This window comes from Streptomyces sp. NPDC057963 (assembly GCF_042887155.1).
Taxonomy (GTDB): domain Bacteria; phylum Actinomycetota; class Actinomycetes; order Streptomycetales; family Streptomycetaceae; genus Streptomyces.
In genome coordinates, this window is the sequence record NZ_JBHVPX010000006.1 from 375,036 (window position 1) to 395,805 (window position 20,770).

Sequence of the window (20,770 nt, forward strand, 5' to 3'; positions counted from 1 at the left end):
CATCCTATCCAATGATCCGACCTGATCCCGGGATGATGGCCTCCATTAGCCCAGGGATGTGGTGATCACGGAGGCCGAATAGTCCAGGCCCATCAGACTGATCTGGCGCCATTTTAAAGGCACGATTCCATTCGCGCTTCGTTCCCGGCCAGCCGGGCGGCTTGCGTTGAGGCAGGGAGGCTGCCGAAAGCTGCCGAACGAAGGAGGTCGGCACGTCGAAGGCAACTAGCTGATCGCCCTTAAATCCGGTCGAATGGCTGATGTCGCCAGTCATGTTGAGGTACAGCGATCCAGATCCCGAGTGTGAGACATTTCCGTCCGCGTCAGCAGACAGTCTCTGAGTTTCGGGAATCGACGTATCCTGCTTCCGATAAACCGTGGTGTTGCAGTTATGGACCAGGACCGAAGTGGCCCCTGCCAGCACATAGTACGTGTGCACATCACTGACCGTCAGGTCATGTGTGCGCTGACGCTGATCGAAGTACCGAATGCCTTCGACAGTGACGGACTCGCCGGTCGCCGTCCTGAGTTGCATGCCCGGCCGCAGCTCACCGGCATCGACCCAGGCGTTCTCGGAAGCCACCCAGAACGGGTGGGTCGTCGTCGAGACCAGGCGGGCCGGGGCACCCTTCTTCGGTGCGACCTTCAGGTCGACGAAGTGCTTGTCGTCCTCGGTGACAATGGTGGCTACGACTTCACGAGTCGTCGTCCGTCCGGTCTCCGGATCGGTCACGACGACCTTGTCGCCGAGCTTGACCTTTTCGATCAGCTTCTTCGAGCCGTCGGCCAGGAGCACCTTCGTACCTGGCAGGAAGCTGTGGTTCGGGATCGGGCAGGACCCTGAGTCCTTCTTCAACTTGCTAAGAGCGGCCTTTGCCTTGGCGCGCGCCACAGCCAGCGCGTCCTCTGCCTTGCTCAGCGCCTTCGATGACTTCATCAGGCCCTTGACACCACTGATGAGGTCACTGACCAGGCCGGCCACTCGCTTGGCGAGCTTGACGCCCTTGGCCCATTTCCAGGGAAGGCCGTACTTCGCCAAGACCTTGCCGGCCAGGCCGCCCGCGAAGCTGCCCGCGACGTTCAGCAGCGTCTCGCCGCAGGCCCCCAGGTCGCCGCTGGAGAAGCAGTCCAGTGCGGCATCGACACCTATGAGGTCCCTGACGATCTTGACGAGCGCCTTGGCGGTCTGCTTGATGCGCTGCTTCGCCTGACCCTGCTGGGCCTGAGCGGCATTCCTGTCACCCGTGGCCTTCGTCACCTGCGCTTCCGTATCGGCCACATCGCCGGAGCAGTAGAGGCTGCATCCACCGCCGCCACAGCTGTTGCCGTGTTCGGACACCCCCGGCGCGCAGGGCAGCAGGCCGCTCGGGTCGGAGAGGGTGACGGGGCTGTTGTGCGCGTAGGCGTACGCGTTCATCTGCTCCGGGACGGTGTAGTCGATGACGGGGTCGACCGAGATGAACTTCCCCAGCCCGGGGTCGTATTCGCGCGCCCCCAGATGCGTCAGCCCGCTCTGCTCGTCGATCGTGCCGCCGACGAAGCCCTTCTCTCCGGGCCACTGGCCGGTCGGCTCGGCACGGGCTACCCCGTAGGGGTCAAAGCGCCGCTGGGTCACCGCTTGCGTGGTCCCGTCGATGGCCAGTTCGGCGGTTCCGTGATGGTCCGCGGCGAGGAACGTCAGCTTGTTGTCGTTCTGCCGGACCGCGACGGTCTGGCCCGCGTAGCTGTAGTAACGGGTGGCCTCGACCGCCGTCGCGCCCTTCGCGAGGCGCAGTTCCATACCGGGGAGATAGACCGTGGTCGCCTTGGCGTCCCGTCTCAGGACCCGGCCGCCGTCGGCACCGTAGACGTAGCTGGTCTCGTCCCCGTTGGCCTCCGTCGTCCTGGTGAGGTCGCCGCTCGCGTCCCAGTCCAGCTTCTGCGTGTCGCCGCCGAGGGTGCGCGTGGTGGTGTTGCCCGCGTCGTCATAGCCGTAGGTGGACTTCTTGTCACCGGTGGGGGTGGTCTCCACGACCGTGGTCACCGCGTGCGGGCCCGCGCCGTTCTCTCCGTAGGTGAAGTTGCGCGTGACGTTCTTCGACGCGTCACCGCCCACGTCGTAGGAGACGTCCTTCGTACGGTTGCCGATGGAGTCGGTCTCGTACGACGTGCGGTACGGTGCCGGGCCGCCGAGGCTCTTCACGCCGGGGGCGGGCGCACACGCGGTCGGGGTGCCGTTGGTGAGGTCGCTGTCCTTCGTCCCGGAACCGGCCGCCTCGGCCGCGGTCGCCGCCGGGGTCCAGGCGTCCGTGAGCCGTTGTCCGCCGTCATAGGCGAAGCACTGGACGTCGGGCACGGCACCGGCCGTGTCGGTGATGACGAGGACGTTCCCGGCCTCGTCGTAGCTGTAGTTGGACGACTGGGCCGGGCCGGCCGAATCGACCACGCGCAGCGTGGAGTTGGTCATGCGGTCGGTGCCGCGCTCGTACTCGAACGACTCCTGGACCGCCTTGCCCTGCCCGGTGGACAGGTGGAGGGCCTTGAGCAGGCTGGTGGGCCCGTACAGGGTGTTGGTGACATAGGAGGTCTTTCCCGTCATCGAGACCGGGCGCTGCATCTTGTCGTACGTGTAGGCGATGGCCTCACCCGTGAGCGCGCCCGCCCCGGGCATTCCCTGCGCTCTGACGGTGCCGTCGGGGTTGTATGCGGTGGTGAAGGTGTAGATGCCGGCGAGCGCGCCTTCGGATGCCGGGACGGTGTAGGCCGTCTTCTCCGGGCGGTACAGCGAGTCCATGTCCTGGATGACCGAGGCGTAGGACTCGTTGCCGTTGACGTACCGGTACGAGGCCCAGGCGTACCCCACCCAGCCGGGCTTGTCGTACTTGGTCTCGGTCAGCTTGGTGCCGGACTCCGGTTCTCCGGACCATGTGGTGAGGGGGCGGCTGAGTTTGTCGTAGACCGTGGAGGTCTTGTCGACGGAGTTGACGGTGCTCGTGATCGGGCGGTCGAGCTCGTCGTATGCCGTCTCCGTGACGCCCGCGTCCGGATCGACGCTCTTCGTTCGTAGTCCGAGCTGGTTGTACTCGTACCGCCAGGTGTTGTTCTTCGGGTCCGTGACGGTCTCCAGGAGTCCGCCCTTGGTGTACGTGTACTTCGTCGAGTCGTACTGGTCACCCGGCCCGGACGGCACCGGCGACGGCCCGTGGTACTTGCGCAGCTCGGTCACCCGGCCCGCCGCATCGGTGATCGATGTGGTCGGGGTCTGGCCGACGGGCGGGTCGACGTGGGTGCGGTCGCCCTCGTACACGGTGGTGGTACGCCACTGCTCGTAGCCGGCGACCTGGAATATCTGGGCCGTGGCGCGGCCCAGGCCGTCGTACTCGTAGAGCGTCTGGCCGCCGACCTCGCCGTCGGCGACGGTCTGCAACTTGTCGGTGGGCACGCCGGCCGCGTTGTACGTGGCGTTCGTCTTCTTGACGTTGCCGGATCCGTCGTAGAAGACGTCACCGATCATCCGGGTGCCGTCGTGCCCCTCGGTCTGCAGCTGCCGCGGCCTCAGCAGGGAGTCGTAGAACTGGTACTCGGCCCCGTAGCCCCCGCTGTTGTCGATCTTCTCCGTCTTGACCGCGACCGCGTCGTCCTGGCGGACGATGTACGAGTACTTGATGCTCGGGCTCTTCGGCTTCGGTCGATCCGCCAGCCATACGGAAGTGAGACGTCCCAGCGCGTCATAGGCGAGGTCGGTCCGCTTGCCGTTGGGGTCGGTCTGACCGGTCGACGCTCCCCACGCCGGCGCGAAGTCCGTGGTGGTGGTCTGTTCTTCCGCATTGGTGACCGTGGTCTTCGAGATCAGACCGTTGACATCTACGTATTTTGTCGTCGTCCCCGACTTCTTGGCGTCCTGCTGGGAGGTGGGGCGTCCGAACGCGTCGTAGGCCGTGCTGCCGGTCACCTGGTACGTGGCAGTGGTGCCGTTGTGGGAGGTGAGGCGCTCCGTCGAGGTGGGGAGGCCACGGACCGGTGCCGCGCCGAATGCCTTGTCGTCGTAGAGCGTGCGTTCGTCGGCGAGGACGTCGGTCTTCCGGTTCGGGGTTGCCGAGCAGTCGACGGTGACGGCCTCGCTGCGTGAGGGCAGCTCGTACAGGTTCAGGCCCGCGTTGTCCGCGTACCAGAGCCGCGTACAGGTGTCGTCCTCGTCGGTGGCGAGGTCGCCGAGGTCCTCGGTCCGGTCCAGCCGGACGTTGGGGCTGCCCGTGTCGTAGTTCGAGACCGATCTGGTGGTGCGCCAGGTGCCGCCCGGCATGGCCGTGTAGCCCCTGGTGGACTTCGTCTTGACGGCCGTCGCGTGACTGGTCAGCCAGGTCCGCGTCTGGGTGGCCGTGTCGTACTTCCATGGTTCGTTGAGGACCTTGGAGACGACTTTGCCCTTGTCGTAGGTCGCCGCCTCGATCTCGAAGCCGGTGAACTCCTTGTGGCCGGTGTACTCGACACCGGTGGAGTCCTTGACCTTCTCCGACCGGGTACCGCTGCCGGGGACCTCGTCGCCGTCCAGGCCCTGAAGGTAGGTGTAGTCGATCCGTGACTTCATGGCCTGGGAGCTGCCGCTGGTGACGGAGACCTTGCCGTATCCCTGCCACTGGCCCCAGGTCAGGAACTTGGCGTCGGTCATGCCGTCCGGGTCGGCGTGACGCCAGCCCGCATCGCCCTGGTAGGTGTACCGGGTGGTCCGGTCATCGGCGCCGCCGGTGCGGTCGGTCTCCACGACCTCCTCGACCACGTACTTGTGGAACCAGTCCGTACGGGGCTCAATGGTTCCGGGCGGCGCCCACACGACCGGATAGCAGCGCTTGACGGACTTGCCCGGCGCGGGCAGGGCGCTGGGTGTGCAGTCGGGTTCGGCGTACTTGATGTCCAGTTGCGCGCCCGTCTCGCTCATCACTGTGGCGAGGCGGTAGCGGTGGATGGCGTCCGTGTTGTCCGTGGTGCTGTCGACCCGGTTCTTCAAATGGATGCCCTGGAGCAGGACGGACGGCAGTTTGGCCGGAGTGCCGCCCTGTCCGGCGTGGTCGACCCGGCCTTCGTGGTCGATCTTGGACAGCCAGAGCGTCTCGGTCTGGTCGCCGTTGTCGGTGAAGAAGTGCGTAAAGGTCCAGGCGTCCACGTCCGCGTAGTCGGCCGCGCCGGGGCCTGTGCTCATCCTGGTGGTGACGCCGACCAGCCGCTTGGTCGTGAAGAACGTCTGACTGGACTGGGCGATGGTGCATTTGGTGTCGGCCTTGCAGTACCGGTCGACGGGGGTGTCGGGCCAGTGGGCGGCGTTGGCGGTGGTGAATTTCGACTCGGCACAGTCGAAATTCTCGTCCTTTATGCAGCGCTCCTTGACGTCGAAGACGATGCTGGCCGGAGCCTTCGCCGTGTAGACCAAACCGTCGCGCTGGCCGTAGTCGATGCGCTTGAGGTAGCCGCCGCGGTCGTACTCGGTGCCGTTGACGTCGGTCTTGGCGTTCAGGGCGTAGCGGTTCTTCTCCGCCCCGTAGTAGTACGACATGACGTTGCCGTGGATGTCCTTGACGTAGTCGAGGTTCCACCGCCATGCCTGCTTGCAGTACGCCTTGGCGAACGTGGCGTTGTAGCAGGGATCCTTCGGGTCGTTGCCGAATACGGGCGCCGTCCATGTGGAGGAGGTCTCCTCCTTGCCGGCGGCCCAGCCCGGCAGTTTGTTGCGTCCGAAGGAGTACTCGGTGCCGTCCGTGGTGGTGAGCTTCCAGTGCTCTCCGTCGTTGTCACCGTTGTCCACGGGGTACTTGGCGGTGGTCGCGTCGAGCTTTTCGATCTTGGCGCCGTTGTCCGAGGAGAGGTGCCATTTCTTCGACGTGTCGTCCTGGATCAGTTCACCGGACATGCCGTTGAGCATGATCGTGGCGTTGTCGAAGGCCCAGCACTGTTCCGCCGAAGTCTTCTGCCCGTCCTCGGAGCACGGTTTGTACGAGCGCTCGATGTAGCCGGGTTCGTAGCTGAAGCCCTCGCCGATCCACGACCCCTGGTTGTTGGTGGCCGCGGTGCGGCCGTCCGCCGACTGGGAGGAATAGCCGAACCCCACTGTGGGGGTGAGGCCGCCCGGAGTGGGAATCGTGCGGATCGGATAGTCCCAGGAGAAGCCTCCCGAGGACGCGGCGACCGACCAGCTCGCGGACGGGGCGAGGCTGGTCGCCTTGTAGTCGCCCTTGGCGGACGAATCACCTGCGGTGACCGCGTACACCGCCCCGGCGCTCCCGGCCGCGGACGGGGCTGCGGCCACTCGCGCGGTCAGGGTCTGCCGTGCCGAGTCGTTCTCGAAGCGGATCGGCTTGGGCGCGGCGGTGCACGAGGAGTCGGGCCCGGAGGCGGTCGCCGCACACGCGGGTAGTTGCATCAGCTGAAGCCGCGAGCCGTACGCGCCACCGGCACCGTCGGCGAACTCTTTGTAATTCAGGGAGAGTTCGACGTCAGCGGTCTTCTCGCCGACGTCCGCGCGCTGCACTGTGAGAAGCGCGGCGCTTCCCCATTTCCGCGCGGCCTCGTGTCCGAGCGAGGAGATCTTGATCTTCGACGGTGCCGCATCCGCTGCGGCTGTGGTCCTGTGCTTCACCGGGGCCGCGGTGACCGGGATCCCACCGGGCCGGGTCCTGACGGCCGGAGAAGGCCCTGCCGCGCGGGTGGTGAGGAGTGAGGGGGACGCGGAGACAGCGACCTCCGCGCTTCCGGCCTTCGGCCAGACGACCCGGTCCAGCCCCGTGGCGGCAGCCTTCTTCGCCGGGTCGGCGGGCCGTAATGCCGCTCTGGCGTCCTTGACCTCGGCCGGATCGGGGTCCTTCGGAAGACCTGGAAGGCCGATGCTCTCCTGCCTGGGAGGCAGGGCCTGGGCGCTGCCCGCGGTCAGCGCGAGGGCCAGGCCGAGCATGAGCGCGCCCACGGTATGCCGGGGCATACGAGGGACGAGAAGACGACCACGCATAGACATCACATAGCTCCGCAAGGGCAGACTTGAATCGTTCAGAGGTCAGGTGGGACGTGGGGCGGCACCGGCGGCCGGGTCAGCAGTCCTGGACCCGGCCGCCCGTGGCCTCGGTGCTACATGGCCGGGTCGCCCGTCGGCGCACCCATCCGGCTGACGGAGATCGGATCCGCCGCCCCGGCGTAGACGCGAACCTCGTCGATCGCTCCCGCGAAGTAGTCGCTGCCGCCCGCCTGTGCCGAGCGGCCGACTTGGAGCCCGCCGCTGGACGGCCACGTCGTGTAGTCGAAGCCCTTGGCCGTCGATGTCATCTGACCGTCCACGAAGAGGCGCACCTCGTGCGTGGAGGCATCGAAGACCACGGCCAGATGCTGACCTCCGGCTTCAGTACTGGGCAGGACCTCTTCATCGGTGACGATCGTCACCTTCGCGGCCTTGGTGTCGGCGTCGGTGACGGCCAACTCCCAGTTTCCGGTGACGGCTTGGTAGCGCACTGCGAGCCGGTCGGCGTTCTGCCCAGGGAGGGACAGCAACGTCTGGGTCTTCCGCGCGTCGAGCGTGGTGAGCCTGGCCCGCACGGCCACGGTGTAACTGTCCGCCGCCGTCACCACGGGGCCGGCCGTTGCCGCCCAGTCGTCCGTGCCGTCGAGCGTCAGGTTCCCGTTGTCGGTGAGGGCGGCGTCGTCCTCGACGGACACAGGGTTGTAGATGCCCGCGTTGCCGTACAGGGTGAGCGGTTGTCCATCCGCCTGCACGTTGGCCGATCTGCCATCCGTCGCGCTCTCCAGCGGCCAGTACGCCTTGCGCTGCGGCTTGACCGTCATCATCTTGGCGATCTCGTCGTCGGGCAGCACCCGGTCGAAGACCCTGACCTCGGCGAGGTCGCCCTGGAAGTGATCGCGGTATCCGCTCCCGGCCAGGACCCGACCGATCTGGAGACTGCCCCGGGACGACCAGGTGGTGCTTCGGCGGGCCGTTCCGGCCCGCTGCTTGTTGACGTAGATGCGCAGTTCGGGGCCGGTGGACACGTTGGCGTCGAAGACGCCCGTGAGCAGCACCCACTCGTCCTTCTTCACTTCTACGCCCTTGGCCACGGCACGCCATTGGGTCGTGGATGCCCCGTCCTTGTCCGGCGTGGAGAACACCCATGCCTGGTCGACCGCGTCGTAACCGAGGACAAACCCTGATCCGCCGGTGCCGTCCTGGCTGAGCACCGCCGTGTTCCGGTCCAGCGCGGCGGGCTTGACCCAGGCGCTCACGGTGAAGTTCTGCCCGGTGTCGGTGACGGTGGCCCCGGTGTCGAGATAGGCGTTCGCGGTGCCGTCGAAGCGAGCCGCGCTGTCCACCACTCCGCCCGGCCCCGGTGCCTCGAACGTCACTCCGGTACCGGGCACAGCCGGATGGCGACCGGTCTCGTCATGTGCCTGGGTGCTTCCGGCCTCATCGGCCAGATTCCATTGTCCGGTCGCCTGTTTGCCGTCCGTCACAAGGAATACGTAAATGGCGGGGACCATGTTGGAGTTGTTGGCCCCGTCGAATGCCTCGACCGTCACCGAGTGCTGGCCCGCCCAGGTGGGTGTCCATTCCAGCGTGACCGGGGCGCCCGCCGTGGTGCCGACCGCCTTGATGGCGTCGTCGTCGAAGGCGTAGCGATACTCCTTCACGTCCTTGTCCGCGGCCTTGAACGTGAACTTGCCCGGCGTGTCCACCCCGTGGTGCCACTGTTCGTCCGCCGGGTAGTCGTCTGAGGTGACCACGGGCGGAGCCGGCGCGGTGCTGTCCCAGATGAATTCGCATCGCTGAACCGGGTCGCCGGACGAGCTCCAGGGGCCCCAGGCATCGCCGTCATAGGCCCTGGCGGCCCAGTAGACGACCTTGTCCCGTGGAATCTGCGGCTGACCGGCCGGCCGCTGCGTCACCTGGTAGCTGAACAGCGTTCCCTTGTTGGGCGACTTGTAGCCGGTGTCGTAGGTGAAGAACTTGTCTTCGGTGCCTTCCTTCCAGCGCACCTCGAACTGCATCTTCACCTGGTCCGTCTGCGTCGTGGTGTGGTCCGGGTCCCGCGCTTCGGCCCGTAGCAGCGGCAGTACGTTCGTGTAGCGGCGTCCGGTTCCCCAGGCGCACTTGCCGCCCGGATTGGACGACATGAGCTTGTAGTCGACCTGGCTGGGCGGCGTGTTGTATTCGATCTTCAGATAGCTGTTGCCGCAGACCCTCTTCCAGCCTCCGTAGCCGGACTCGTCCTTCGCCCGCAGCCCGAGCGACATGCTCTTCCAGGAACCGGAAGCGGCTGACTGCACCTCGGTCAGGAGTTTGCCGCCGCTGAAGTTCAGGTTGGCTCCGCTGGAGCAGCCGGCCGGGGAGATCTTCTTGTCCAGGGTGAGGAGGAGGGAACTCCAGTCGTTCTTCGTGTTCGACCAGTTGCTTCCCGAGGTGATCGTGCGGTCCTTGCCGCCGATGCGGTAGAGATCCACAGGTTCGGCCCGCGCGTCGGCCCAGTACACGTGTTCCACCCGGGCGGCTTTACGCGAAGAGGCACAGCCAATCCACAGGAACTTACATGTGCAGGAAGCTGGCCCGTCCACAAATCCCTGAAATCCCCATAACCAAGGCGTAGATGACAGATGGTTGGGAACTCGGAATCCTGGCCGGAGAGGAGCGGGGGTCTCAGAACCGCCCCCCGGTCGCTACAGATACTCCGCGTACGCGTCCAGCGCCCTCAGCGCCTCCGCCTCTCCGGCCGGGGGCAGTTGCAGGACGACCTCCTCGATGCCCAGGTCCGCGTAGTGCGTCAGCTTTCCCGGGCTCGGGAGTACCGCGTAGGGGACCACCTGGAGCTGCTTCGGGTCCCGGCCGGCCGACTCCCAGGTCTCGCGCAGCTTCGGTACGGACTCCGTCAGGCCGCGGCCGCCGATCGGGAGCCAGCCGTCCGCGTACTGCGCGATGTGCGTGAACAGCTTCGGGCCCGCCGCGCCGCCGATCAGGGTGCGGGGGCCGTTCACCGGGCCGCGGGGCTTCCGGAGCGGCTTCGGGTACGCGTGGCTGGCCCGGACGGAGCCGAACTCGCCGTCGTACGCCGTTGGTTCGTCCGCCCACAGGGAGCGCATCAGGGCCATGCGGTCGCGGACGAGTTCACGGCGCGTCGACCAGTTCACCCCGTGGTCCGCGGCTTCCTCGGTGTTCCAGCCGTAGCCGAGGCCGAGCGTGAACCGGCCGCCGGAGAGATGGTCGAGGGTGGCGATCTGCTTCGCCAGGTCGATCGGGTCGTGCTGGGCGACGAGGGTGATGCCGGTGCCGAGGACGAGGCGTTCGGTGACCGCGGCGGCCTGGGCGAGGGCGACGAAGGGGTCCAGGGTGCGGCCGTACTCCGGCGGGAGTTCGCCGCCCGCCGGGTAGGGCGTGTCCCGGCTCACCGGAATGTGGGTGTGCTCGGGCAGCCAGAGCCCGGCGAACCCGCGCTGTTCGAGCTCGCGGGCGAGCCGCAGCGGCGTGATCGTCTCATCGGTGAGGAAGATCGTCGTGGCGATCCGCATGGGAGGACACCTCCGTCGTGGTCCGGTGACGGCCCCAACGTATGCGGTGCGGTGCGGAAAGCCGAGCGTCCGGAAGTGCGGTCCCGGCCATTCCTCCCGCCGTTTCCCCGGAGTTCACGGCTCGCGGCCAGGGTCGGGTAGGTCACCCCTCGACCGCCACGACACCCCCGGGGAGCCCCGTATGCCCGTACCGCAATCCGCCCACGGCCGTCCGATGGCCAGGCGCGGCCTTCTCGTCGGAACGGCCGCCACCGCTCTAACGTTGGGAACTGTGAGCTTCGCCGACGCCGCGACCGGGGACGGCGCCCCGGACCGGACCAGGACCGTGCGCGGCACCCTGCCGGCCGGGTCGCCCGACTATGTCTACCTGCCGGTCGAAGTCCCGCGCGGGGTACGGGAGATCGCCGTCTCGTATACGTACGGGAAGACGCCCGTCCCGGCCGGGACGCAGGGCAACGCCCTCGACATCGGCATCTTCGACGAGCGCGGCACGCAGCTGGGCGGGCGCGGGTTCCGCGGATGGTCCGGCGGGGCGCGCACCGCCTTCTTCGTCCGGGCGGACGAGGCGACGCCCGGCTACATCGCGGGGCCGGTGCGGGCAGGGACCTGGAACATCGTCCTCGGGCCGTACACCGTCGCCCCGGAAGGGCTCCCGTACGAGGTGACGGTCACCCTGCGCTTCGGGCCCACCGGGTCCGCGCCGAGGCCCGTGTACCCGCCGGAGCGCGCGAAGGGGCGCGGGCGGGCCTGGTACCGCGGGGACTGCCATCTCCACTCCGTCCACTCGGACGGCAGGCGCACCCCGGCCGAGATCGCCGCCGCCGCACGCGCGGCCGGGCTCGACTTCATCAACAGCAGTGAGCACAACACGTACTCCGCGCACGGCGCGTGGGGCGGACTGTGGGGTGACGACCTGCTGGTCCTCACGGGCGAGGAGATCACCACCCGCAACGGGCATGTGATCGCGCTCGCGACCGACCCGGGCACCTGGATCGACTGGCGCTACCGGGCCCGCGACAACCGGTTCGGGCACTACGCGAAGGCCGTGCGCCGGGCCGGCGGCCTGGTCGTGCCCGCGCATCCGCACGCCACCTGCATCGGCTGCCACTGGAAGTTCGGCTTCGGCGAGGCGGACGCGGTGGAGGTGTGGAACGGGGCATACACCCCGGAGGACGAGATCGCGCTCGCCGAGTGGGACAACTCCCTCGTGGCGGCCGTCCGTTCGTCGAAGCCCTGGGTTCCGGCGATGGGCAACAGCGACGCGCACCGGGAGCCGGACAAGGTGGGGCTGCCGCAGACCGTCGTCCTCGCCGACGAGTTGTCGCGCGGGGCGATCGTGGCCGGGATCCGGGCCGGACGCTCCTACATCGCCGAGTCGTCCGCCGTCAGCCTGTCCTTCGGCGCCTCGGGCGGGCGCGGCCGGCACGCCGGGATCGGTGAGCGGCTGCGGGTGGACGGGGACGGCACCCCGGTCACCGTACGGCTGGAGGTGACCGGGGCGCCCGGCTGCACCGCGCACTTCGTCACCGATCAGGGCACGCTGTTCACGGCCGCGCTGCCGGAGTCGGGGGCCGGCACGGTGGAGTGGAGTACGACGCCGGCCTACGCCGCCTATGTGCGGGCCGAGGTCCGGCACCCGGCGACGGTGCCGGGGCTGCCTGGGGCACTGGCGGCGCTCACCAATCCGGTGTTCCTGGAGGGTTAGGGAGCAGTCGCCGCGCGGCCGGTGGCGCAAGCGTGCGAAGCCGTCGTGCACACGCTCGTCGCTGGACGGCCGAGAGGCCCGCGACCAGCGCACCCAGCACCAGCCAGCCCGCCGGGCCGACGGCCATCACCACGCCGGTCAGCAGCGGCGGCCCGGCGGACTTCTGGATGGACTGGGACATCCCCGCCACCCCCAGATACTCGGCGCGGGCGTTCTCGGGCGCGAGGAGGACCGCCAGCTCCCAGGAACTCACCGAGCGCATCAGCTCCGCCAGGGTCACCACGAGCGCCGCGGCGAGCAGAACGGCCGCGGCCACCCAGGTCCCGCCCCGGGTGGCCGCGGCCAGGAAGGCGCAGCACACGAACATCAGGCCCCCGTACAGCAGCACCGCCCGCGTGGCCCGGCGCGGCCCCTCGGCCCGTGCCGACACGCTGATCTGGAGCGCCACGACCATCACGGTGTTGATGACCAGGAAGACGGGGACGAGGGCGTGCGGCGCCGAGGTGCGGTTCACCAGCCACAGCGGCAGACCGACGCCGAGGACCGAGTCGTCGAGGTTCATCGGAATGTCCAGCAGTACGAACGTGAGGTAGCCGCGGTCCCGCCACGGACTGGCCCTGCGGGCGGGCCGCTGCGGCTGCGACAGTGGCTGCGACTCCGGCTGCGGGTGTGGCTGCGACCACGGCTCCGACCGCAGTTGCTCCGACGGCGGCTGCGGCTCCGACGACGGCTCCGGCCGCGGCCGCGGCCCGTTGGCGGCTCCGGCCACCTCGACGGTCTCTTCCCGCGGCTCGTTCGTACGCCACACCAGCACCGCCGCGACGAGGAAGGAGAGCGCGTTGCCCAGGATCAGGGCCCGGTAGGCGCCGCCGGTCCCGACGGCCAGGCCGAGGGCCGCGATCCCCGCGCCGAGCCCGTAGCCCGCGTTGGCCGCGCTGCGGGACAGCGCCTGATAGGCCACGCGCCGCGCGCCCGCCGTCCGGGTGGCGAAGAGCATCTCCAGCGTCTTCGCCGCCCTGTCCCCCAGATAGGTGACGGCGACGACGGGCAGCAGCGCGTCGAAGCCGTCGCACATCAGCACCAGGGCGAGCGTCACCAGGCGGAGCAGGTGGCAGCCGATCAGCAGCGGGCGCACCGGGAAGCGGCCGGCCAGCCGTCCGGCGAGCGGGGAGCCCGCGATGCCCGCGACTCCGGCCACGCCGAGCAGCACCCCGATCTGCTGGGCGCTCAGATGCGTCACAAAGGTGAGGTACAGGACCGAGGACGCGGCCCACAGCCCCGATCCGGTCCGGTCCACGGCCAGGGCGAGCAGCATGATCCGCGCGTTGCGACCGCCCGGCGGATTGCGCAGCTGGGCCAGGAGGCCCCGCCCGCCCCGCCCGCCCCGCGCCGCTGGTCCGCCTCGCCCGGCCTTGCCCGCTGGTCCGCCCCGCCCCGCTGAACCGCCTCGTCCCCCTGGCCCCGTCGGCCCGCCCTGCGGGGTCACCGGTGCCCCGCTGTCCTTGTCGCGCCGCATGGCACGCCCCCTCGAATGTGTCCCGATGTGTCCCGATGCGTCCCGACCGCATGTCTCGACATCAGGAGATCGGCAGATCAGGGGGAGCTTGCCGGGCCAATCGTCTCGATGTCAAGATACTTGATGTCGACACACTTACGGCCCCTGCGCGCCCCCCGCCGCCCCTGTGCACTTCACGCCCGAGGGCGTCACAGTGGAAGGGGGACATCGGGCGGGGCTGCCGGAGGAGGTATCCGGATGGACGCGACCGGCGAGAACGACGACCGGCTCCGGGACTACCGCGGCAAACGGCACTTCGACGCGACCGCGGAACCGCACGGCGACGGGGAGCGGCCGGGCCCGGCACCCTGCTTCGTCGTCCAGATCCACCAGGCACGGCGCATGCACTTCGACTTCCGGCTGGAGGTCGACGGCGTACTGAAGTCCTGGGCGGTGCCGCGCGGCCCCTCGGAGAACCCGCGCGAGAGGCGGCTGGCCGTCCCCACCGAGGACCACCCGCTGGAGTACCGCACGTTCGAGGGAGTGATCGCGAAGGGCGAGTACGGCGGCGGCACGGTGATCGTCTGGGACCAGGGCACCTATCGGCCGCTCAGCCACGACCGCTGGGGCGCGCCGGTGCCGTTCGAGCAGTCCCTGGAGAACGGGCACGCGACCTTCTGGCTGGACGGCACCAGGCTGCACGGCGAGTTCGCCCTCACCCGCTTCAAGAAAGGCGGCGAGGAGGGCGCCCCGGGCGGGGAGATATGGCTGCTGATCAAGGCCAAGGACCGGCTCGCCACCCAGGACGGGCCGGACGCGCCCGACCCGTACCGGGCCCGTTCGGCCCGTACGGGGCGCACGCTGCAGCAGGTCGCCGCCGAGGAGGGAGGCGGGTCTCCGTGACCGCGCGCAGGACCGTGGAGGTGCTGCTCGACCGGTACGGCACCACCTATGCCGCCGAGGCCGGTATCCGGCTGCGGAACACGCCGCAGCCCCTGTACCAACTCCTCGTCCTCAGCGATCTGCTGAGTGCCCGCATCCGGGCGTCCGCGGCGGTGGCGGCGGCACGCGCGCTGTTCGCCCACGGCATGCGGTCCCCGGACCGGATGATCGGAGCGACCTGGCAGCAGCGCGTCGACGCACTGGGCGAGGGCGGTTACCGGCGCTACGACGAACGGACCGCCACCCAGCTCGGCGACGGGGCGGAGCTCCTGCTGGTCGAGTACGGAGGCGATCTGCGGCGGCTGCGCAAGGAGGCCGACGGCGACCTGGACGTCCTGCGGGGCGGGCTGCGCAGGACCCCGGGCATGGGCCCGGCCGGTGCGGACATCTTCGTGCGCGAGGTGCAGGCCGTTTGGCCGGAGACGGCACCGTTCCTGGACGGGAAGGCGCTTCAGGGCGCCGAGGAACTGGGGCTGCCCGCCTCTCCGGCGAAGCTCGCGCACCTGGCGGAGCAGGCCGGGGGAGAGGGACGGGGCGGGGAGGCCGACGCGGTGCTCGCGGCGGCCCTGGTGCGTGCGGCGCTGGACAAGCACGTCGTGGACGACGTCATGGAGCACGCCGCCTGAGGCCGGCGGACGGCGCGGGACCGGAGCACCCGCCGCCCCGGGGCGCCCGGGGGCGATGGGCGCCGCAGTGGTAGGCCCGGCGGCGACGGGCCCTGCGGAGGTGCGCCCGGCGGTCGGCCGCCAGTCGTGCGGGCCGGCGGCGCCGGGCCTTGGGCGGCGAAGAGCGAAGCCGCGTGCCCGCCCGCCAGTCCACCACGACCAGCGCCCGTCAGTCCTCCACGACCAGCGCCGGAGTCTCCTTCGTCAGCACCTCACCGCGGAAGAACGCCGGGCTGCGGCGCCGCATCACCAGCATCAGCACCAGACCGAGCAGCAGCAGCCCGACACCGATCACGAACACCGAGCCGACCCCGAAGACCGACGAGCCGGAGCCGTACGCGGGATTCCACATGTCGTAGAGGGTCTTGCCGAAGACCGCGGTGAGCAGGATGCCGCCGAGGACCGGGAAGAGGCCCTTGAAGACCAGGTCGCGGGCGGAGCGGGTCAGCTCGGCGCGGAAGTACCGGGCGCAGGCGAAGGCCGTCAGCGCGTAGTAGAAGCAGATCATGAGGCCGAGCGCGTAGATCGTGTCGACCAGGACGTGTTCGCTGACCAGGGTCATGACCGTGTAGAAGACACCGGTCGCCACGCCCGCGGTGACCGTGGCCCTGCCCGGGGTCCGGAAGCGCGGGTGGACGCGGGCGTACGAGGCGGGCAGGGCCTCGTAGGTGGACATCGCCAGGACGGTGCGGGCCACTGGGATGAAGGTGGTCTGCAGGCTCGCCGCCGCCGAGGCGAGTACGGCGATGAAGAGCAGGACGCCGAGGCCGGGGCCCATGACCGGGCCGGCCAGTGCGGCGAAGACGTTGTCGGAGTGGGCCGGGTTGGCGAGGCCGAGACCCGAGCCGCCGGAGCCGACGGCCATCTGGGCGGCGACACCGGTCGCCAGGTAGGAGCCGACGAGCACGACCATCGCGATGAGAGCGGCGCGCCCGGGGGTCTTCTCGCTGCCGATGGTCTCCTCGTTGGCGGTCAGGCAGGTGTCCCAGCCCCAGAACATGAAGATCGACAGCGAGAGCCCCGCCGTGAACGCCGCGAAGGACTGCACCGCGAACGGGTTCAGCCAGGACCAGGAGAAGTGCAGCGACGAGGCGAACTCCCCGCTGTCCGCCTTCTGTACGGCCATCACCACGAACAGCGCGAGGACGACGAGCTGAAGGCCCACCAGGGCGTACTGGATCCCCTTGGTGGCCGTCATGCCCCGGTAGCTGATCGCCGTGGCGATGGCGATCAGGATCAGGCAGCTGAGGATGTGGACGGGTTTGCTGTCGTCCAGGGCGGCGATCGACCCCTTGCCCGTGATCTCGCCCGCCAGGAGCCAGAAGTACGAGGTGGCGACGCCCGCCAGGTTCGACAGGACGATGATCGTCGCGATGACCAGGCCCCAGCCGCACATCCAGCCGACGCGCGGGCCGAAGGCCTTCACCGTCCAGGTGAAGGAGGTGCCGCAGTCCGGCATGGCCTTGTTGAGTTCGCGGTACGCGAAGGCGACGAGCAGCATCGGCAGGAAGCCGGCCAGGAAGACGGCGGGCATCTGCACGCCGACCTCTCCCGCCGTGGAGCCGAGCGTGGAGGTGAGGCAGTAGACGGGGGCGACGGTGGAGATGCCGATGACGGCGCTGCCCATCAGGCCCACGGAGTTCCCGCCGAGGCCCTTGCCGCGCACTCCGCCGTCGGCCGGGGCGGCTCCCCGGACCGTGTCTCCGGCCTGCGGCCGCACGTCCAGCTGTGTCATGGAAAGGACGTTAAGCGCTGCGATATCCACATTCGGAGGATGAGACTCCGCCCCCTCATCCTTGAATTTCGGATGACAGAACGGATAAGCGAGCGTGAATTGAAGGCGATCGACGCCCGCACCCTTCCGATGAGAGGTCGAACCCCGATCGCAGCACCGTACGGGAATCGCAGCACTGTCCGTTTTGTGGGGATTCAAAATTTTCCCATGGGTGTCCGCTCAGCGGACACCCGCGAGGCCCCGCACAGCGTCCACCGCTTCAGCCCGGCCAGACGATCGCCTGGAGTTCGCTGTACGCGTGCAGGGCGTAGGAGCCCACATCGCGCCCGACGCCGCTCTTCTTGAACCCGCCGAACGGGGCCTCCATGTTCCGCCCGACGGTGTTCACGCCGACCCCGCCCGCGCGCAGCCGGCGGGCCACCCGGAAGGCCCGTGCCACGTCCGAGGACCAGACGTAGTCGATCAGCCCGTAGTCGCTGTCGTTGGCGAGTGCGATGCCCTCCTCCTCGTCGTCGAAGGGGACGACCACGACGACCGGGCCGAAGATCTCCTCCCGGACGACGCGCATGTCGTGGGTGCAGTCGGCGAGGAGGGTGGGCGCAACGTAGAAGCCCCGGCCGGGTCCGGCCGGGCGTTCGCCGCCCGTGACGATCCGCGCCCCCTCCTTCCGGCCGAGTTCGACGTACGACTCGACGCGGTCGCGGTGGGCGGCGGAGATGACCGGGCCGACGACCGTGCCCCTGGCCGTCGGGTCGCCCACCTTCAGATGGCCGGCGTACGCGGTGAGCTTCTCGATCAGGGCGTCGTGGGCCGCGCGCTGGACGAGGACGCGGGTCGGGGCCGTACAGATCTGCCCGCTGTAGAAGGAGAACGTGGTGCCGATGCCCGCCACCGCGGAGTCGAGGTCCGCGTCGTCGAGGACGACGGCGGCGCCCTTCCCGCCCAGCTCCATCAGCTGACGCTTCATCGAGCGCCCGCACACCTCGGCGATGCGCTGTCCGACGGCGGTGGAGCCGGTGAAGCTGACCATGTCGACGTCCTCGCAGTCGACGGCCGCCTCGCCCGCCTCCGGGCCCGATCCGGTGACGACGTTGACGACGCCCGCCGGAACGCCCGCCTCTTCGAGCGCCGCGGCCATCCGGTAGACGGAGAGCGGGTCCTGCGGTGCGGGCTTCACGACGACCGTGTTGCCCATGGCGAGTGCGGGGGCGACCTTGCCGGCCGGGTTGGCCCAGGGGTTGTTGTACGAGGTGATGCAGGTGACGACGCCCACCGGCTGGCGTACGGCGAGCGCCCCGAAGACACCGGCCCGGCCCATCGGCCCGGCCTCGTTGATCTGGGGTGCGACGGCTTCCTCGACCGGCTCCAGGGCGCCCCTGGCGTACCGGCGGAAGCGGGCGGCGCCGACGGCGACCTGCATGCCCCTGGCCGTCGCCGTGGTGGCGCCGCTCTCCGCCTGGGCGAGCGCGGCGTTGCCGGCCAGGTCGCGCTGCATGAGGTCGGCGGCCCGGTCGAGGATCGCGGCCCGCTCCTCGGGGCGGGTGCGGGACCAGCCGGCGAGGGCCTCGCGGGCCGCGGACGCCGCCGCGTACACCTGCTCACGGCTCGCCTCGGGGGCGAGGCCGACGACCTCTTCGGTGGCCGGGTTGATCACCTCGTAGTGGCCGTGGTCGGGTTCGGTCCACTGCCCGCCGATGAACAGGCGCCGGTTCCGGTCGCTCATACGGTGCTCACCGTCCGGGTGTCGCGGCCCGAGCGCAGCACCGTACCGGGGACCGCGCCGGTCACCTTGTCGTCGCGCAGGGTCTCCACCCCGTTGACGCGGACGGACACGATGCCGATGGCCTTGGAGTCGAGCCGGGGGCTGTCGCCGGGCAGGTCGTGCACGAGGGTGGCGGGACCGGCGTCGATGCGTTCGGGGTCGAAGAGGACCAGGTCGGCGTGGAAGCCCTCCTGGATCCGGCCCCGGTCGCGGAGCCCGAAGAGGCGGGCGGGATCGTCGGTGAGCATCCTGACGGCCTGTTCGAGAGGGAGGAGCTTGCGCCGGCGCAGGCAGTCGCCGAGGAAGCGGGTGGTGTACGGGGCGCCGCACATCCGGTCCAGGTGCGCGCCCGCGTCGGAGCCGCCGAGCATGACGTCCTCGTGCTCCCAGGTCTGCCGTCGCAGCGCCCAGGAGTCGGGATCGTTGTCGGTGGGCATGGGCCACAGCACCGTGCGCAGTTCGTCGTCGGCGCAGATCTCGACGAGGCAGTGGAAGGGGTCCTGGCCGCGTTCTGCGGCGATGTCGCCCACGACGCGTCCGCTCAGCCCCTCGTTGGCCGCGCTGTAGGTGTCCCCGATGACGTAGCGGCCGAAGTCGGCGAGGCGGCGGAAGACGCCGGCCTCCTTGCTGTCGGCGCGGCGCAGCATCTCGGCCCGGGTGGCGGCGGAGCGGAGCCGCTCGATGCGTTCGGGGACGGGAAGGGCGAGGACGTCGCCCCAGCCGGGGATGAGGTTGAGGGCGCAGAAGGTGCCGAGCGACATGTTCATGGGCGTGAGGATCGGCATGGTGAGGGCGACGATCCGGCCGCCGGCCCGGCGGGCCCGTTCGCTGGGGACGAGCTGGCGCGGCACGCGTTCGGGGACGGCGGCGTCGATGGTGAGGACGTTCCAGTTCAGCGGGCGTCCGGCGGTGGCCGTCATGTCGACGAGGAGTTCGATCTCTTCGTCGGAGAACTGGTCGAGGCAGCCCGCGACGATCGCTTCGAGCTGGGTGCCCTCGTGCTCGCCGACGGCGCGGGAGAGGGCGAGGAGCTCCTCGGGCCGCGCGTGCCGGGAGGCGACCGGTCGTCCGTCCCCGTCGGAGTGGGTGGCGGACTGGGTGGTGGACAGCCCCCAGGCCCCGGCGTCCATCGCGTCGTGGAGGAGCGCGAGCATGGCGTCGAGCTGCTGGGGGGTGGGCTGCCCGCCGATCGCGTCGGCGCCCATGACGTGTCTGCGCAGGGCGCAGTGGCCGACCATGAACCCGGCGTTGACGGCGATCCGCCCTTCGAGGGCGTCGAGGTATTCGCGGAAGCCGGACCAGGTCCAGTCGACGCCCTCCTCCAGCGCCGCGAGGGCCATGCCCTCCACCCGCGCCATCATGCGGCGGGTGTAGTCGGCGTCCTCGGGGCGTTCGGGGTGGAGCGGGGCGAGGGTGAATCCGCAGTTGCCTCCGACGACGGTGGTGACGCCGTGGTTCATGGACGGGGTGGCGTACGGGTCCCAGAAGAGCTGGGCGTCGTAGTGGGTGTGGGGGTCGACGAAACCGGGGGCGAGGACGAGGCCGGTGGCGTCCTCGGCGGTGACGGCCTCCTCGGCGAGCGTGCCGGGTTCGGCGACGACGGCGATACGGCCGTCACGGATGCCGACGTCGGCGCGGTACGGGGGTCCGCCGGTGCCGTCCACGACGGTCGCTCCGCGGATGAGGTGGTCGAGCATGACGGGTCCCCATTCTGTGGTGGATGTGGAGCCGGGGTGCGCACGGCCGCGACCCGCACCCCGGCTCCACGCAGCGGCGGTCCGGGAAGACGCCGCAGCTTTCGGCGGGGCTGGATCCGGCCCCGCCGGGCGCGGTCGAGCCCCTCCGGCGTTCGAGGAGCGGGGGTGGGGGGGGGGGGGCCCCCCCCCCCCCCCCCCCCCCCGCGGGGGGGGGGGGGGGGGGGGGGGGGGGGGGGGGGGGGGTAACGGGGGGCCGGGGGGCA

Annotated in this window: 10 protein-coding genes; 3 read left to right on the forward strand and 7 right to left on the reverse strand. The window is 69.8% G+C overall.

Going from position 1 to position 20,770, the window contains the following annotated elements; genetic code table 11:
• Positions 1-4: 4 nt before the first annotated feature.
• The 3 genes from ACFVT1_RS17190 to ACFVT1_RS17200 all read right to left on the reverse strand — a co-directional run bounded on the left by ACFVT1_RS17190 (position 5) and on the right by ACFVT1_RS17200 (position 10,506).
• Entirely contained in the window at positions 5-6,946 is a 6,942-nt protein-coding gene (locus ACFVT1_RS17190) for a polymorphic toxin-type HINT domain-containing protein (protein WP_389795945.1), read from the reverse strand.
• A 143-nt stretch (positions 6,947-7,089) separates the two neighbouring features.
• The gene (locus ACFVT1_RS17195; protein WP_389795947.1) at positions 7,090-9,486 is read right to left on the reverse strand and encodes a LamG domain-containing protein; all 2,397 of its coding nucleotides are present in this window, start codon (positions 9,484-9,486) and stop codon (positions 7,090-7,092) included.
• A 174-nt stretch (positions 9,487-9,660) separates the two neighbouring features.
• A complete protein-coding gene (locus ACFVT1_RS17200; RefSeq protein WP_389795949.1) occupies positions 9,661-10,506 on the reverse strand; it encodes an LLM class F420-dependent oxidoreductase in 846 nt (281 codons plus the stop codon).
• Positions 10,507-10,720: 214 nt separating this feature from the next.
• Here ACFVT1_RS17200 and ACFVT1_RS17205 point away from each other — a divergent pair, with 214 nt between their 5' ends.
• On the forward strand, positions 10,721-12,211 hold the full coding sequence (locus ACFVT1_RS17205; RefSeq protein ID WP_389796208.1) for a CehA/McbA family metallohydrolase: 1,491 nt from the start codon (positions 10,721-10,723) through the stop codon (positions 12,209-12,211).
• Here ACFVT1_RS17205 and ACFVT1_RS17210 read toward each other — a convergent pair.
• Positions 12,183-13,526 carry an MFS transporter gene (locus tag ACFVT1_RS17210; protein WP_389795950.1) on the reverse strand — a complete coding sequence of 448 codons (1,344 nt, stop codon included), beginning with the start codon at positions 13,524-13,526 and terminating at the stop codon, positions 12,183-12,185. The two genes, ACFVT1_RS17205 and ACFVT1_RS17210, sit on opposite strands and share 29 nt — an antisense overlap.
• Before the next feature lie 438 nt (positions 13,527-13,964).
• Between ACFVT1_RS17210 and ACFVT1_RS17215 the strand changes: the two genes are divergently transcribed.
• Both ACFVT1_RS17215 and ACFVT1_RS17220 read left to right on the forward strand, forming a co-directional pair.
• Positions 13,965-14,609: a DNA polymerase ligase N-terminal domain-containing protein gene (locus ACFVT1_RS17215; protein WP_362199426.1), complete on the forward strand. Its 645-nt coding sequence runs from the start codon at positions 13,965-13,967 to the stop codon at positions 14,607-14,609.
• Entirely contained in the window at positions 14,606-15,274 is a 669-nt protein-coding gene (locus tag ACFVT1_RS17220) for an endonuclease (protein WP_389795952.1), read from the forward strand. The genes ACFVT1_RS17215 and ACFVT1_RS17220 overlap by 4 nt, the downstream gene beginning before the upstream one ends.
• Positions 15,275-15,482: 208 nt before the next feature.
• Here ACFVT1_RS17220 and ACFVT1_RS17225 read toward each other — a convergent pair whose 3' ends face one another.
• The 3 genes from ACFVT1_RS17225 to ACFVT1_RS17235 all read right to left on the reverse strand — a co-directional run bounded on the left by ACFVT1_RS17225 (position 15,483) and on the right by ACFVT1_RS17235 (position 20,507).
• Positions 15,483-17,048 carry an APC family permease gene (locus ACFVT1_RS17225; protein WP_389795953.1) on the reverse strand — a complete coding sequence of 522 codons (1,566 nt, stop codon included), beginning with the start codon at positions 17,046-17,048 and terminating at the stop codon, positions 15,483-15,485.
• Positions 17,049-17,307: 259 nt separating this feature from the next.
• Entirely contained in the window at positions 17,308-18,771 is a 1,464-nt protein-coding gene (locus ACFVT1_RS17230; RefSeq protein WP_389795955.1) for an aldehyde dehydrogenase family protein, read from the reverse strand.
• A complete protein-coding gene (locus ACFVT1_RS17235; protein ID WP_389795957.1) occupies positions 18,768-20,507 on the reverse strand; it encodes an amidohydrolase family protein in 1,740 nt (579 codons plus the stop codon). The genes ACFVT1_RS17230 and ACFVT1_RS17235 overlap by 4 nt, the downstream gene beginning before the upstream one ends.
• Positions 20,508-20,770: the final 263 nt, after the last annotated feature.

Coding starts and splice junctions, on each gene's coding strand:
- ACFVT1_RS17190 (WP_389795945.1), bottom strand. CDS start 6,946: ATGCCCCGGCATACCGTGGGCGCGCTCATGCTCGGCCTGGCCCTCGCG.
- ACFVT1_RS17200 (WP_389795949.1), bottom strand. CDS start 10,506: ATGCGGATCGCCACGACGATCTTCCTCACCGATGAGACGATCACGCCG.
- ACFVT1_RS17205 (WP_389796208.1), top strand. CDS start 10,721: ATGGCCAGGCGCGGCCTTCTCGTCGGAACGGCCGCCACCGCTCTAACG.
- ACFVT1_RS17210 (WP_389795950.1), bottom strand. CDS start 13,526: ATGCTGCTCGCCCTGGCCGTGGACCGGACCGGATCGGGGCTGTGGGCC.
- ACFVT1_RS17215 (WP_362199426.1), top strand. CDS start 13,965: ATGGACGCGACCGGCGAGAACGACGACCGGCTCCGGGACTACCGCGGC.
- ACFVT1_RS17225 (WP_389795953.1), bottom strand. CDS start 17,048: ATGACACAGCTGGACGTGCGGCCGCAGGCCGGAGACACGGTCCGGGGA.
- ACFVT1_RS17230 (WP_389795955.1), bottom strand. CDS start 18,771: ATGAGCGACCGGAACCGGCGCCTGTTCATCGGCGGGCAGTGGACCGAA.
- ACFVT1_RS17235 (WP_389795957.1), bottom strand. CDS start 20,507: ATGCTCGACCACCTCATCCGCGGAGCGACCGTCGTGGACGGCACCGGC.